Below are 12,859 nucleotides of genomic sequence, written 5' to 3'. Positions count from 1 at the left end.
AAGTGATTAACCCAACGGACCTTTTATGCTCGATAGCTTGCTTGTCATTCTTTTACTGATCGTCATCAGTTCATTTTTCTCCCTTTCGGAGATCTCGCTGGCCGCCGCCCGTAAGATCAAACTGAAGCTGCTGGCTGACGAAGGCAATATCAATGCCCAGCGCGTGCTGAAGATGCAGGAACAACCTGGCATGTTCTTCACCGTAGTGCAGATTGGCCTGAATGCCGTGGCGATCCTCGGCGGTATCGTCGGCGATGCGGCGTTTTCGCCCGCCTTTAATAGCTTATTCAGCCGCATCATGGCACCCGAATTGGCTGAACAGCTCAGTTTTATCTGCTCCTTCACCATCGTGACCAGCCTGTTCATTCTGTTTGCTGACCTGACGCCAAAACGCGTCGGCATGATTGCACCGGAAGCCGTAGCGCTGCGCATTATCAACCCGATGCGCTTCTGCCTGGTGGTGCTGCGTCCGCTGGTGTGGCTGTTCAACGGCCTGGCGAACGTCTTCTTCCGTCTGTTCAAACTGCCGATGGTGCGTAAAGACGACATCACCTCCGACGATATCTATGCGGTGGTGGAAGCCGGTGCGCTGGCGGGTGTGCTGCGTAAGCAGGAACATGAGCTGATTGAGAACGTGTTTGAGCTGGAATCGCGTACCGTGCCGTCATCAATGACCTCGCGCGAGAACGTGGTGTGGTTCGATTTGCACGAAGATGAAACCACGCTGAAAACCAAAATCGCCCAGCATCCGCACTCGAAATTCATCGTCTGCGATGGCGATATCGACCACATCGTCGGCTATGTCGATTCCAAAGAGCTGCTGCTGCGTGTACTCGGCAATCAAAGCCTGACGCTGAACAGCGGCGTACAGATTCGTTCAGCGCTGATTGTGCCGGATACGCTGACGCTTTCTGAAGCGTTGGAAAGCTTCAAAACCGCTGGTGAAGACTTCGCGGTGATCATGAACGAATACGCACTGGTGGTGGGCATCATTACGCTGAATGATGTGATGACCACGTTGATGGGCGATTTGGTGGGTCAAGGTCAGGAAGAGCAGATTGTCGCGCGCGATGAGAACTCATGGCTGGTCGAAGGCGGCACGCCAATTGATGACGTGATGCGCGTGCTGGATATCGATGATTTCCCGCAGTCTGGCAATTATGAAACCATCGGCGGCTTCATGATGTACATGCTGCGCAAGATTCCGAAGCGTACCGACTTTGTGAAGTTTTCCGGCTACAAGTTTGAAGTGGTGGATATTGATAGCTACCGTATCGACCAACTGCTGGTTACGCGTATTGATGAACGCCCGCCGGTGCTGAATGTGAACAAAAATACGGTGGATGAATCTGAGTCGTCGCAGGATCGCGATTGATGGCGACAAGCCAACAACCGCACTAAAAACTGAGGGCGCCATCGGCGCCCTTTCTTATGCTTGCTTAGTTGTACTCGGCTTGCAGCCGCAGCACCTGGCGATTGATTTCTGACATCACGCTGAGATGCTGTTTATCTTTGACACGCGGCAACATCACTTTGCCCTTATCAAACTCGAACGCGCCCACGTCCTTGATGTACAACCTTCCTCTAAATAGCGTTTTGACATATTTCGCAATTTGCAGCGGATTATAGCGCTGGAAGATCTTCATGCTGTTTAACTCCTAAAATGTTTAATACGCTCCGTCGTCACCAAATTTGGTACGAACCCGTGAAGCGCAAATGAGGCATAACTATAGAGCATCCTTTCTTAGCCGTGTTCCGAAAAGGTGAATTATTTACTGAATTGACACATCATTACAGAATACTCTGTTATCAGCCTCACTAAACCCAGTATAAACCTTCACTCATTATGGAATTGTGGCATAGGTTGCAAACCTGTTAACTCATTGCGACAGACGCATCATCCACGCCTAATATTGCAGGAACATGAACAACTGGTCGGATCACCAAGGAGAGTAATAAATGCGTTTGAGACACACTGTGATAGCACTGGCACTCTTGCTGCCGGGCCTGGCTGCGGCACATGCCTTCAAACTGGGTGAACGCGTGCCAGCCGTTGGCGTTAACGACAAAGGAGAGCTGGTTTATCAACAAGATGAAGATAAGTTTAGCTACAAATCCTGGAATAGCGCGCAGCTAAGCGGAAAAGTTCGCGTTATCCTGCATATTGCCGGGCGCTCTTCTGCTAAAGAGCAGAATGCGGCGTTAATTGAAGCCATCAAAGCTGCGCATCTGCCGCACGATCGTTATCAAACCACCACTATCGTCAATACCGACGATGCGATTCCGGGCACCGGCATGTTCGTGCGCAGCAGCCTTGAGAGCAACAAGCAGCAGTTTCCATGGTCGCAGTTTATCGTCGATAGCAACGGCAGCGCGCGTCAGGCCTGGCAGTTGGAGAAAGGCGGATCCGCGATTGTGGTGCTGGATAACACCGCACATGTGCGCTACGTCAAAGATGGTCCGCTGACGCAGGACGAAGTGCAGCAGGCGATGAAGTTAATTCATGAGTTGTTGCAGAAGTAAGTGGTGGTCGCCGTCAATGGCGACCCGATAAAATCTTTAAAACAGCGAAACGCGGAAACCGGGATTGAGGAACGATTCGCGTGGGGTGTAATCGAGGGTTTTGCCCTGCCAATCGTGGACATGCGCACCGGCGGCAATCGCCACCGCATGGCCTGCGCCGGTATCCCAGATGTTAGTGGGCCCGAAGCGCGGATAGAGTTGCGCGCTGCCTTCAGCTACCAGACAGAACTTCAGCGATGAACCAATCGCGGTGGTTTGATGCTCGCCGAGCTGGTGCAAATACTCCTGCAACTCGGTATCGCTCTCAAAATGCGAACGGCTAACCACCACTAACGGTGGACGCGCTTCACGCGCATGAATCTGCGTCTGCTGGCCGTTCTCTTCCTTCCAGGCTTTACCTTCAGCCGCCGAGTACATCACGCCTAGCACGGGCGCATACACCACGCCCAATACCGGTTTGCCATTTTCGATCAGCGCAATGTTGACCGTAAACTCGCCGTTGCGCTTGATGAACTCTTTGGTACCATCCAGCGGATCGACCAGCCAGTATTTCTGCCAGTGCTGACGCACGTCCCAGCTCGGGGGATCCTCTTCAGATAGCACCGGCACCCCCGGCGAAAGCGCCGTCAGACCTTGCACAATCACGCGATGCGCCGCGAGATCGGCCGCGGTGACCGGAGAATCATCCGACTTACGGGTCACGTCAACCGGCTCTGCGCCGTTATATACCTGCATAATGGCATCGCCCGCATCACGCGCCAGCTGACAAATTTTATCTAACATTCTTTACCTCTTTTCCGCTGATTCTGCTGTCAGACACCAACTGCCAATCTGTCCTTATTTTAGCAGTTGTCATTCAACAGCCTGCGACTGTGCTGTCTGCTACAGCAATCTATTTGAATATCAATACCATAGTTCATCGTCGGCGGCTATGGCGGGATGCTGAATGCGCTTTTAGCGCGGCCCGGCGGGAGATATTGGATGAAAGTCCGAGCTTCATCACAAATTGAAATGATAATTCGTCATGGTTTTACATTATTTTGAGAGGCCCATTGGACCGAACAAGGAGCAAGCGATGTTCAAAGCGAGCATGTCGTTATTGGCACTCTGTATAACTGCCGCCACGGTACAGGCTGCTACGGTGGATCTGCGCATTCTGGAAACCACCGATCTGCACAGCAATATGATGGATTTCGATTATTACAAAGATACGCCGACGGAGAAATTTGGCCTGGTACGCACCGCCACCTTAATTCAGCAGGCCCGCGCGCAAGCGAAGAACAGCGTGCTGGTCGATAACGGCGATATCATTCAGGGCAGTCCGCTGGGCGATTACATGGCGGCGAGAGGGCTAAAACCGGGCGAAGTTCATCCGGTATATAAGGTGATGAATACGCTGGATTACGCGGTCGGAAATCTCGGTAATCATGAGTTCAATTACGGTTTACCTTATCTGCAAAAAGCGCTGGCCGGCGCGCGTTTCCCTTACGTCAACGCCAACATTATCGATGAAAAGAGCGGAAAACCGCTGTTTACGCCCTACTTAATCAAGGAAACCACCGTTACAGACCGTGACGGTAAGCCGCATACGCTGAAAATTGGTTACATCGGCTTCGTTCCCCCGCAGATTATGGTTTGGGATCGCAACAATCTGCAGGGAAAAGTGCGGGTTGATGACATCACTGAAACAGCGAAGCGCTATGTGCCGGAAATGCGCGCAAAAGGTGCTGAAATAATCATCGCTATTCCGCACTCCGGTTTGAGCAGTGAACCCTATCATGCCATGGCCGAAAATTCGGTCTATTACCTCAGCCAGGTTGCTGGCATCAACGCCATCATGTTCGGTCACGCTCACGCGGTGTTCCCGAGCAAAGAGTTTGCGGCAATTAAAGGCGCTGATATCGCCCAGGGCACACTTAACGGTATTCCGGCGGTGATGCCCGGTATGTGGGGCGATCATCTGGGTGTGGTCGATCTGGTGCTGAATAACGAGGGCGGCAAATGGCAGGTTGCGCAGGGCAAAGCCGAGGCACGTCCAATTTATGACAGCGCGGCGAAAAAATCGCTGGCTGCCGAAGATGCCGATCTGGTGAAAGTGCTGGAGCAGGATCACCGCGCCACGCGCGATTTTGTTGCCAAACCGATCGGTAAATCCGCCGACGTGATGTACAGCTACTTGTCGCTGGTGCAGGACGATCCCACGGTGCAGATCGTTAACAACGCGCAGCGCGCTTACGTCGAGCACTTTATTCAGGGCGATCCTGATCTTGGCCGCTTGCCGGTGCTCTCCGCCGCCGCGCCGTTTAAAGCTGGCGGCCGCAAAAACGATCCCGCCAGCTATGTCGAAGTAGAGAAGGGTAACCTCACTTTCCGTAACGCCGCCGATCTCTATCTCTATCCCAATACGCTGGTGGTGATGAAAGTCAGCGGTGCACAGGTGAAAGAGTGGCTGGAGTGTTCAGCCGCGCAGTTTAATCAAATCGATCCGCACAGCAGCAAACCGCAAGCGCTGATTAACTGGGATTTCCGTACCTATAACTTCGATGTGATCGATGGCGTGCAGTATCAAATCGATGTCACGCAGCCGGCGCGCTATGACGCAGAGTGCTCGCTGATTAACAAGGGGGCTTCGCGCATTAAGGATCTCAGCTGGCAAGGCAAACCTATTGATCCTCAGGCCAGTTTCCTGGTCGCCACCAATAACTATCGCGCTTATGGCGGCAAGTTTGCCGGCACCGGCGATAAGTATGTCGCCTTCGCGTCGCCGGATGAGAATCGCTCGGTGGTTGCCGCTTATATCAGCAGCGAAACCAAAGCGCATGGCGAAGTGAAACCGCAGGCCGATCACAACTGGCGTTTAGCGCCGATTAACAGCAGCACGCCGCTGGATATCCGTTTTGAGACCGCGCCTGGCGCGAAAGCAACGAAGTTTATCGAGCAGCACGCCGATTACCCGATGAAAGCGGTGGGCAGCGATGAGATAGGTTTTGCGTTGTGGCAGGTGGATTTGCAGAAGAAATAGTTGTTATAAGCGGGTTGCCAGATGCGTAGCTGGCACCCTGCTCTGATGTAATACCGCCAAAATAATAATGCCTTTCTGGCCTGGCTGGTAATAAACCATGTGGCTAACATAGGGAAAGCTGAGCACACCTTCTGCAACATCCAGCGCTCTGCTTTTTCCCAATGCCGGCATTTCTGCCAGCGTGCCTAACGTCTCCTGCAAACGCCTTAAATAGATTTTTGATTGCGCATCACCCCAGTTCTGCATAGTGAACCGGCGAATATCGACAAGATCCTGTCGCGCTTCATCCGTAAGCTGATAATTAGCCATTTAATCCAGCAGTTGGTCGAAAAAGGTTTCACCATCGGTCAGTTGTCCGTTGGCAATATCATTTCTGGCTCGGGCAATTTTTTCCTGCAAAAATTGCTGCTTCATGGCCTCTATCGCCTGATACTCCTCAGCGGAGATGACCACTGCTACCGGCTTTCCGTTACGGCTAATCTGGACCGGCTCACGCTGCGCTTTCAGCAGCATATCGCCAAATTGGGTTTTGGCTTCGTTGGCGGAAAGTGAATACATACCGCACCTTTCGTGTGAATCGTTCGATTCGCACATTATATGCGCTGATTAATTTAAAACCAGCTTGTTCTACAGATATAAAAAAACCGGCACGATCGTGTGCCGGTTTTGAGAATCAACTTGGCGACTTACAGAATTTCCAGCAGTTCAACTTCGAAGATCAGGGTGCTGAATGGCGGGATGGAGGCGCCAGCACCGCGCTCGCCGTAAGCGAGGTTGTGTGGAATCGCCAGTTCCCACTTGGAACCGACTGGCATCAGCGTCAGCGCTTCGATCCAGCCGGCGATTACGCCGCTAACCGGGAATTCTGCGGGTTCGCCACGCGCGACTGAGCTGTCGAATACCGTGCCATCGATCAGTTTGCCGGTGTAATGCACGCGCACACGATCCTGACGTGAAGGAATTGGACCTTCGCCCTGCGTGATGACGCTGAACTGCAGACCGGTTTCGGTGCTGCTTACGCCTTCGCGTTGTGCGTTCTGCTCAAGGAAAGTCTGACCTTCAGCCGCCATCGCTTCTACACGCTCACGACGCACGCCTTCAGCGCGCTCGTGCACTTCACGCAGTGCGCGATGTACCACGTCAACCGGGACGGCCGGTGAGTTCCCTTCCAGCGCGTCGCGCAGGCCGGCGAGCAGTGCTTCTGGCTGCAGACCCTGCAGTCCAGACTCTTGCAGCTGCTGGCCTACCTGTAAACCGATACCGTAACTTGCTTGTGATTCGACGCTGTCGAATGAAGGGGTCGTCATCTTGATTCCTTAATCCCGGAGAAAAATAGAACCGGCAGCATACCAGCGCGGGCGGCTGGCGTAAAATCTCACGCGCCGCAGATGACATTTCCCGGCGAAACGGAAACAATACAGCGGTCAAATTTTTCAATGCTGCCAGGCACTTCCTGTCAGCATTGCTCATACTATAGCTGTGGCGAGGTTTTCACCCGCCACCGTCGGAACAAGAGAGAATACATGGGCCAGATCGCCCCACGACGTCGCAGGACGCGCGCACCGCGTACTTTATTACCTTGGTTGCAACGTTGGCTGCCACGCATTCCGCGCCAGGCCGCCAGCGAGGAGGATTCACGAATGGCTTCCGATCACCCTTCCCGCGTTCCCGCCGCACTACAGCGCGTCTGGCATTTGCTGGATGATGTGCGCTGGATGGATCCGCTACCCGCTTTGCATCGTCGCGGCATCGTCATTGCCCTGCTGGTGGTGCTGCTGGCGTTTCTCTGGCCGAGCAGCACGCCGCAATATCCGGTTGAGCGTCCGGCGGACACTGGCGCTAAAGAAGTGCCGATGCAGGCGGAGATTTACGATAATAATCAACAGCAGAACACGCCGGCGAAAACTGATTCGCAGGGCGAGTGGCGCACCTATAATGTGGCATCAGGCCAGACGCTGGCGCAGCTGTTCCGCGACAATAATTTACCGGTGAATGATGTGTTTGCCATGGCGCGAGTCGAAGGTGATGGGCAGCCGCTGAGTGCGTTACAAAATGGTCAGCAGGTGAAGATTCGTCAGAACGCGCAAGGCGTAGTAACCGGTTTAACGGTGGATGGCAGTAACGGTCCGGTGCTGTTTACGCGCCAGCCGGATGGCAGCTTTATCCGCGCTCAGTAAAACGCAGAAACAAAAACGCCGGCACATGGCCGGCGTTTTCGCATTACCGAGTATACTCGTCATAATCCAAGTTACAGATGCGTTGGCTACGCTCATTCACCCCTGTCACTTACCGAAGTAAGCTCAGGGGATTCATTCCCTTGCCGCCTTCCTGCACCTTGAATTATTTAGAGTAACAATTACTCAGCAACTACATTCACAACCAGTTTAGCGAAGACTTCGCTATGGATCTGGAAGTCAACTTCGTGCTCACCGGTGGTGCGCAGTACGCCTTCTGGAAGACGAACTTCGCTTTTAGCCACTTCAACGCCAGCTGCAGTTACTGCATCAGCGATGTCACGGGTACCGATGGAACCGAACAGCTTACCAGCGTCGCCTGATTTAGACGCGATGGTTACGTTGCCCAGTGCGTTGATTTTCTCTGCACGTGCGTTAGCAGCAGCCAGAACGTCAGCCAGTTTGGCTTCCAGTTCAGCGCGACGTGTTTCGAAGAACTCAACGTTTTTCTTGGTAGCAGGAACAGCTTTACCCTGTGGAACCAGGAAGTTACGAGCGTAGCCCGCTTTAACGTTAACCTGATCACCCAGGCTGCCCAGGTTTGCTACTTTATCAAGCAGAATAACTTGCATTACCTTATCCTCTTAAAGTCGTTAATGGACAACTACCGATTACTGATGACGATCAGTGTACGGAAGCAGGGACAGGTAGCGAGCGCGCTTGATGCAACGAGCGAGCTGGCGCTGGTATTTTGCACGAGTACCGGTAATACGGCTCGGGACAATTTTACCGCTTTCGGTAATGTAGTTTTTCAGTGTAGCGATATCTTTGTAATCAATCTCTACAACGCCTTCCGCGGTGAAACGGCAGAACTTGCGACGACGGAAATAACGTGCCATTTGGCTAGTCTCCAGAATCTATCAAATCAATCTGCTCGGCATGTAACACCATTCTGCTCTGACCATTGCGTGCCTGATGGCAGCTAATAAAGCCTTCGAGAGTGAGTTGCGTGCCGACCGTTATATGTTGAGTAATCACCTGATGGGTGCTGCCGCTGATAATCACCGGCATTTGACACCAGGCTTGCCGGTGGAAACCGGCTTCCTCTTGCACAGAACGATGCTCAAGCACGAACTGGCAATGAGGAATCCCTGACGGACTGACTTTTCGAACCGGCGTCTTGCACACAGTGCCAGACAGGCGCAGCCGATTTGCCGTCATGTCGGATTACTCTTCAGAATCCCCAGCATCTGAGTCATCAGCCGATTCGTTAGCAAAGTCTTCGCGGCGATCACGACGCTCGTCTTTAGCTTTAACCATCGGAGATGCTTCAGTTACCGCGTGCTTAACGCGCATAACCATGCTGCGGATAACGGCGTCGTTGAAGCGGAAGTTAGTTTCCAGCTCGTCAATCACTTCCTGCGGCGCTTCTACGTTCATCAGAACATAGTGAGCTTTGTGCAGTTTGTTGATTGGGTAAGCCAGCTGACGGCGGCCCCAGTCTTCCAGACGGTGAATCGTGCCCTGTGCACCGGTGATAGCACCAGTGTAACGCTCGATCATACCTGGAACCTGTTCGCTCTGGTCAGGGTGGACCATAAATACGATTTCGTAATGACGCATCGATAGCTCCTTACGGATTATTCAGCCTCCTGTCAGGGTCAGCTGCGGCCCACGGAAGCAAGGAACGTTATAGGTTGCGAATCATTTAAAAAATGAAACACACCTCTGAATGCAGCTGAAAAAATTGACGCGTAATCATACTGGCGTCCTTGCGGAAACTCAAGCGCACAATTCATCAAATGGCGACTATCGTGCCAGCTGATGCGGCTTTTCGTGCTAAGTGAAATGCATCAGTCAGTTAGAGAAGGTTTTATCAAATTCTCTGAAGAAGGCGTTCAAAGGGACGATCTGGCGGCAAATTGGTTAAGAACTACACTGTTTACAGGCGCAACGAATTCCGCTTTTCGCCGCGTCTGAGAGTGCAATCCCTGGAGTGAGGAGTCGATAATGAAAACGATCATTTTCGCCACTTTACTGGGTCTCTTCCTGTCTACACCCGCTCTTGCCAGCTCCGCTGACTTCGCGCAGCAGATGAGAAGTCACAGCAGCAACGCGGCATCAGGCTATGTCTACGTCAATCGGCTGGATGCGCCTGCAAGCAGTAACCCAGTCAGTGCCAATACCAGCGCCGCCGAACGGTTGTCATCACAACTTTAGTCCGGCAACCTAAACGGGCTGGCGCCAATCACGCCAACCCGCATTTTTTATAAATGATGTTTAAAGAAACTGACCAGCGCCGTCAGGGCCGCAGGCGTGATTTTATGGCCGATGTTCTTTTCAGATAGCGCGGTCATCTGGTGATCGAGTTCTGCCTCGCCTAAGGCTTTCTGCAAACGCGCCGTTTCAGCAAAGGGCACCACTTCATCCGCTTCGCCGTGCCACAACAGTAAAGGTCGATTCGCCAGTTTCTCCAGCTGTTCGCTGGGATCGTAAGGCGCCAGCGGTGCTAAACGCGCGGCAAAAGCCGCTTTCTGCTCTGGCGTGCGCGCCACCAGCGGCGGAAACAGCGTATGACTCAGCTGCATGAAATAGCCGGAACCCATCAAACACGCCACGCTGTGAATCTGCGGATAGCGTGCCATCGCGCCCAGCGCGGTCATGCCGCCCATCGAGGCGCCCGCCACGGCAAAACGCTCATCCGCAATCCAGTCGTTATCGCGCAGCGCCTTTTCCAGCAACGGCACTTCATCGATGTTCTGTTTAAGGATCTCCCAGAAGTGGGTCATCCTCGCGTCGGTATCACCGTTGTAACGTGCGCCGTGCATGTCCGCATCGGGCATAATCACGCGGAAACCGGCCTGCGCCAGCGCCACGGCAAAGTAGCTGTAAACCTCTTTCGATGAGGTAAAACCGTGATAGAACAACACCGTCGGCAAGCGCGCCTGGCGCTGCCCGGCCGGTGATGCATGAATACATTCAATGCCTGCCAGATGCTCCGTTGCCAACTCAATCATACCGCCTCCATTGAGAATGATTATCACTGGACTCAGTGTAAGCGCTGCCTGACAAAATGCGAGCCACTTCACATTAAGTTTGAATAATTTCTGCCCTAAACATTTAGCCCACTTTGCCGTTGATCTTGTACCCCTTCAATAATCTCAAAAGGTACTTTATGAAGCGTCTTTCTCTCAGCGCCATGGGTCTCGGAATCAAGCTGTCTGTATTGACGTCTTTGAGCGTGGCAATTGTGCTATTTACGCTGACCTTGACCCTGAGCCATAACGCGGCACGTCAGCTGGAGCAGCTGGCAACCGATGATATGCAGAATCAGGTGCAAGGCATTAATGAAATGGCCACCATGTTCAACGCCACGCTGTCGGAAGAGGTGGCAAATTACACCAAACTGTTCCAAAGCTTCCTGCCAAAACGTTTTAGTCGTGACGACAGCGAACGTGTGCAGGTAGGTGAATTCAGCACGCCAACGCTGCGAGCGGGATTGAAAACCCTCAACCTCGATCAGATCGCGGTAGATGATTTTCTCGATCGTACTGGTGCGGTATCCACCATCTTCGTGCGTGACGGCGAAGATTACATCCGCATCGCCACCTCGCTGAAAAAAGAGGATGGCAGCCGCGCGGTGGGCACCAAACTGGATCGCAGCAGCGCCGCCTGGCGCAGCGTCAATCAGGGCACGGTCTATCGCGGCCTGGCGACGCTGTTTGGCCATCGTTACATCACGCAGTATCAGCCGGTGCAGGATAGCAGCGGCGCGGTAATCGCTATTCTGTTCGTCGGGGTACAGATCGACGCGCAGTACGCGCTGATGCGTGACAAAGTGCTGGCGCGCCATCTTGGTGACAGCGGCACCTTCTCGGTGTTGAATGGGACGCCGGGCAGCAGCCAGGGCCAATATCTGTTTGATCGTCACGCTGAAGGCAAACTGCCGCGCTGGGATAACGCCACGCAGCAGCAATTGCTTAGCCAGCCGAAGGGATTAGTGGCGGTTGAACTGGATGGCGAAACCAGACTGCTGGCGTGGCAGCAGTTGCCAGGCTGGAACTGGATTATCGCCGGTGAAGTGAGCCGTGCCAGCCTGCTGGCGCCAATCACGCACAGCCGTAACCTGTTTATGGCGATTGGCCTGGCGTTGGTGATCGCGTTTGCCATTGGCTTTATGTGGTACAGCCGCCGCGCCATCACGCGTCCGCTGCAGCAGGTGATCCATCTGGCAGAACAGTACGCCGCTGGTAATCTGCAGGCACATCTCGACTCTTCACGTCGTGATGAGATTGGTCAGCTGGTCAGCGCGATCAACGGCATTGGCGATGGACTGGAGAAAGTCGTTAGTCAGGTACGTTCGGCGGCGCGGGAAATCAGCAGCGGCACCGATACCATCGCCGCCAGCAGCTCCAGCATCAGCGAGCAGATTGGCCGTCAGGCCAGCAGCGTGGAGGAAACCTCGGCCAGCATGGAGCAGTTTGGCGCCACCGTGGCACAAACCGCTGCCAACGTGCGGCAGGCGATGGCGCTGGTCGGTGAAGCGGCTAATACCGTGAATCACGGCGGCAGCACCGTGGCACGTTCGGTGGAAACCATGTCGGAGATTCGCGTGGCGTCGCAGAGCATCGCCGATATCACCCATGTGATTGAGTCGATCGCCTTCCAGACCAACATTCTGGCGCTTAATGCCGCGGTTGAAGCCGCTCGCGCCGGTGAACACGGTAAAGGCTTTGCGGTGGTCGCGGCGGAAGTGCGCGCGCTGGCACAGCGCAGTGCTACGGCAGCCAGAGAGATTGATGGGTTGATTGCCAGCTCCATCGATAAAGTGGCGGCCGGCCATACGTTATCTGAGCAGACGCGCGATGCAATGAGCCATATCGTCAATCACATCGAGCAGGTTAAAACGCTGATGGGTGAGATCAATATTGCCGCGCAGGAACAGGCGGCGGGCATTGGTCAGGTGAACCTGGCGATGAATCACATCAGCCAGGCCACGCATCAAAGCAGCGATATGATTAACCAGTCAGAAACCACCGCCAATCATCTGAGTAAGAAAGGGCATCATCTGACGCAGCTGGTGAGCATTTTTCATCTGAAGGACTAAAAGCCACAGGAAGATGGCTTACACTTGAGCCAT

The 12,859-nt window shown here is 53.7% G+C and carries 16 protein-coding genes; 6 read left to right on the top strand and 10 right to left on the bottom strand.

The genetic code is table 11. The annotated features are described in order from the left end of the window. The first annotated feature begins 25 nt into the window (after positions 1–25). Positions 26–1,375 carry a polyamine export protein PaeA gene (gene paeA, locus MWH02_RS20700; protein WP_110867426.1) on the top strand — a complete coding sequence of 450 codons (1,350 nt, stop codon included), beginning with the start codon at positions 26–28 and terminating at the stop codon, positions 1,373–1,375. Between the two features lie 64 nt (positions 1,376–1,439). On the opposite strand, the gene MWH02_RS20695 is transcribed toward paeA, so the two are convergent. Then, on the bottom strand, positions 1,440–1,646 hold the full coding sequence (locus tag MWH02_RS20695) for a DUF1107 domain-containing protein (RefSeq protein ID WP_007892150.1): 207 nt from the start codon (positions 1,644–1,646) through the stop codon (positions 1,440–1,442). A 313-nt stretch (positions 1,647–1,959) separates the two neighbouring features. Between MWH02_RS20695 and MWH02_RS20690 the strand changes: the two genes are divergently transcribed. Continuing rightward, positions 1,960–2,523 (top strand): YtfJ family protein, encoded by a 564-nt coding sequence (locus MWH02_RS20690; RefSeq protein ID WP_101762879.1) that lies wholly within the window; start codon positions 1,960–1,962, stop codon positions 2,521–2,523. A 36-nt stretch (positions 2,524–2,559) separates the two neighbouring features. On the opposite strand, the gene cysQ is transcribed toward MWH02_RS20690, so the two are convergent. Next, positions 2,560–3,306: a 3'(2'),5'-bisphosphate nucleotidase CysQ gene (gene cysQ, locus MWH02_RS20685; RefSeq protein WP_101762878.1), complete on the bottom strand. Its 747-nt coding sequence runs from the start codon at positions 3,304–3,306 to the stop codon at positions 2,560–2,562. 292 nt (positions 3,307–3,598) lie between these two features. Here cysQ and MWH02_RS20680 point away from each other — a divergent pair, with 292 nt between their 5' ends. Then, positions 3,599–5,545 (top strand): bifunctional 2',3'-cyclic-nucleotide 2'-phosphodiesterase/3'-nucleotidase, encoded by a 1,947-nt coding sequence (locus tag MWH02_RS20680; protein ID WP_271461347.1) that lies wholly within the window; start codon positions 3,599–3,601, stop codon positions 5,543–5,545. Between the two features lie 3 nt (positions 5,546–5,548). Here MWH02_RS20680 and MWH02_RS20675 read toward each other — a convergent pair whose 3' ends face one another. The 3 genes from MWH02_RS20675 to bamJ all read right to left on the bottom strand — a co-directional run bounded on the left by MWH02_RS20675 (position 5,549) and on the right by bamJ (position 6,852). Next, on the bottom strand, positions 5,549–5,854 hold the full coding sequence (locus MWH02_RS20675) for a type II toxin-antitoxin system RelE/ParE family toxin (protein ID WP_271461346.1): 306 nt from the start codon (positions 5,852–5,854) through the stop codon (positions 5,549–5,551). Then, positions 5,855–6,103, bottom strand: a complete 249-nt coding sequence (locus MWH02_RS20670; protein WP_271461345.1) for a type II toxin-antitoxin system Phd/YefM family antitoxin — start codon at positions 6,101–6,103, stop codon at positions 5,855–5,857. A gap of 128 nt (positions 6,104–6,231) precedes the next feature. After that, positions 6,232–6,852, bottom strand: coding sequence for a BamJ family beta-barrel-assembly machinery protein (gene bamJ / locus MWH02_RS20665; protein WP_008103590.1), 621 nt, complete (start codon positions 6,850–6,852; stop codon positions 6,232–6,234). A gap of 216 nt (positions 6,853–7,068) precedes the next feature. Here bamJ and MWH02_RS20660 point away from each other — a divergent pair, with 216 nt between their 5' ends. Beyond that, a complete protein-coding gene (locus MWH02_RS20660) occupies positions 7,069–7,722 on the top strand; it encodes a LysM-like peptidoglycan-binding domain-containing protein (RefSeq protein ID WP_271461344.1) in 654 nt (217 codons plus the stop codon). Positions 7,723–7,901: 179 nt separating this feature from the next. Here MWH02_RS20660 and rplI read toward each other — a convergent pair whose 3' ends face one another. Genes rplI through rpsF form a run of 4 tightly spaced genes read right to left on the bottom strand, consistent with a single transcriptional unit; the run spans position 7,902 to position 9,342 of the window. Beyond that, on the bottom strand, positions 7,902–8,351 hold the full coding sequence (rplI, locus tag MWH02_RS20655; protein WP_008103594.1) for a 50S ribosomal protein L9: 450 nt from the start codon (positions 8,349–8,351) through the stop codon (positions 7,902–7,904). 39 nt (positions 8,352–8,390) lie between these two features. Then, the gene (rpsR, locus tag MWH02_RS20650; RefSeq protein ID WP_002210155.1) at positions 8,391–8,618 is read right to left on the bottom strand and encodes a 30S ribosomal protein S18; all 228 of its coding nucleotides are present in this window, start codon (positions 8,616–8,618) and stop codon (positions 8,391–8,393) included. Between the two features lie 4 nt (positions 8,619–8,622). Next, entirely contained in the window at positions 8,623–8,940 is a 318-nt protein-coding gene (gene priB / locus MWH02_RS20645; protein WP_007892027.1) for a primosomal replication protein N, read from the bottom strand. Between the two features lie 6 nt (positions 8,941–8,946). Then, positions 8,947–9,342, bottom strand: coding sequence for a 30S ribosomal protein S6 (gene rpsF, locus MWH02_RS20640; RefSeq protein WP_101762874.1), 396 nt, complete (start codon positions 9,340–9,342; stop codon positions 8,947–8,949). 387 nt (positions 9,343–9,729) lie between these two features. On the opposite strand from rpsF, the gene MWH02_RS20635 reads away from it, so the two are divergent. Then, positions 9,730–9,939, top strand: coding sequence for a hypothetical protein (locus tag MWH02_RS20635; RefSeq protein ID WP_101762873.1), 210 nt, complete (start codon positions 9,730–9,732; stop codon positions 9,937–9,939). Between the two features lie 47 nt (positions 9,940–9,986). Here MWH02_RS20635 and yjfP read toward each other — a convergent pair whose 3' ends face one another. After that, positions 9,987–10,736, bottom strand: coding sequence for an esterase (yjfP, locus tag MWH02_RS20630; protein WP_271461343.1), 750 nt, complete (start codon positions 10,734–10,736; stop codon positions 9,987–9,989). 158 nt (positions 10,737–10,894) lie between these two features. Between yjfP and MWH02_RS20625 the strand changes: the two genes are divergently transcribed. After that, a complete protein-coding gene (locus MWH02_RS20625) occupies positions 10,895–12,826 on the top strand; it encodes a methyl-accepting chemotaxis protein (protein WP_271461342.1) in 1,932 nt (643 codons plus the stop codon). Positions 12,827–12,859: the final 33 nt, after the last annotated feature.

It is taken from the genome of Pantoea leporis (genome assembly GCF_028048155.1).
Classification (GTDB): Bacteria; Pseudomonadota; Gammaproteobacteria; order Enterobacterales; family Enterobacteriaceae; genus Pantoea; species Pantoea leporis.
Note: the sequence above shows the minus strand (reverse complement) of the source record. Positions and strands in the feature narration are given on the sequence as shown.

Bases quoted from the DNA above. Each gene is read 5' to 3' on its own strand.
- paeA (WP_110867426.1), top strand. From the start codon at position 26: ATGCTCGATAGCTTGCTTGTCATTCTTTTACTGATCGTCATCAGTTCA.
- MWH02_RS20695 (WP_007892150.1), bottom strand. From the start codon at position 1,646: ATGAAGATCTTCCAGCGCTATAATCCGCTGCAAATTGCGAAATATGTC.
- MWH02_RS20690 (WP_101762879.1), top strand. From the start codon at position 1,960: ATGCGTTTGAGACACACTGTGATAGCACTGGCACTCTTGCTGCCGGGC.
- cysQ (WP_101762878.1), bottom strand. From the start codon at position 3,306: ATGTTAGATAAAATTTGTCAGCTGGCGCGTGATGCGGGCGATGCCATT.
- MWH02_RS20680 (WP_271461347.1), top strand. From the start codon at position 3,599: ATGTTCAAAGCGAGCATGTCGTTATTGGCACTCTGTATAACTGCCGCC.
- MWH02_RS20675 (WP_271461346.1), bottom strand. From the start codon at position 5,854: ATGGCTAATTATCAGCTTACGGATGAAGCGCGACAGGATCTTGTCGAT.
- MWH02_RS20670 (WP_271461345.1), bottom strand. From the start codon at position 6,103: ATGTATTCACTTTCCGCCAACGAAGCCAAAACCCAATTTGGCGATATG.
- bamJ (WP_008103590.1), bottom strand. From the start codon at position 6,852: ATGACGACCCCTTCATTCGACAGCGTCGAATCACAAGCAAGTTACGGT.
- MWH02_RS20660 (WP_271461344.1), top strand. From the start codon at position 7,069: ATGGGCCAGATCGCCCCACGACGTCGCAGGACGCGCGCACCGCGTACT.
- rplI (WP_008103594.1), bottom strand. From the start codon at position 8,351: ATGCAAGTTATTCTGCTTGATAAAGTAGCAAACCTGGGCAGCCTGGGT.
- rpsR (WP_002210155.1), bottom strand. From the start codon at position 8,618: ATGGCACGTTATTTCCGTCGTCGCAAGTTCTGCCGTTTCACCGCGGAA.
- priB (WP_007892027.1), bottom strand. From the start codon at position 8,940: ATGACGGCAAATCGGCTGCGCCTGTCTGGCACTGTGTGCAAGACGCCG.
- rpsF (WP_101762874.1), bottom strand. From the start codon at position 9,342: ATGCGTCATTACGAAATCGTATTTATGGTCCACCCTGACCAGAGCGAA.
- MWH02_RS20635 (WP_101762873.1), top strand. From the start codon at position 9,730: ATGAAAACGATCATTTTCGCCACTTTACTGGGTCTCTTCCTGTCTACA.
- yjfP (WP_271461343.1), bottom strand. From the start codon at position 10,736: ATGATTGAGTTGGCAACGGAGCATCTGGCAGGCATTGAATGTATTCAT.
- MWH02_RS20625 (WP_271461342.1), top strand. From the start codon at position 10,895: ATGAAGCGTCTTTCTCTCAGCGCCATGGGTCTCGGAATCAAGCTGTCT.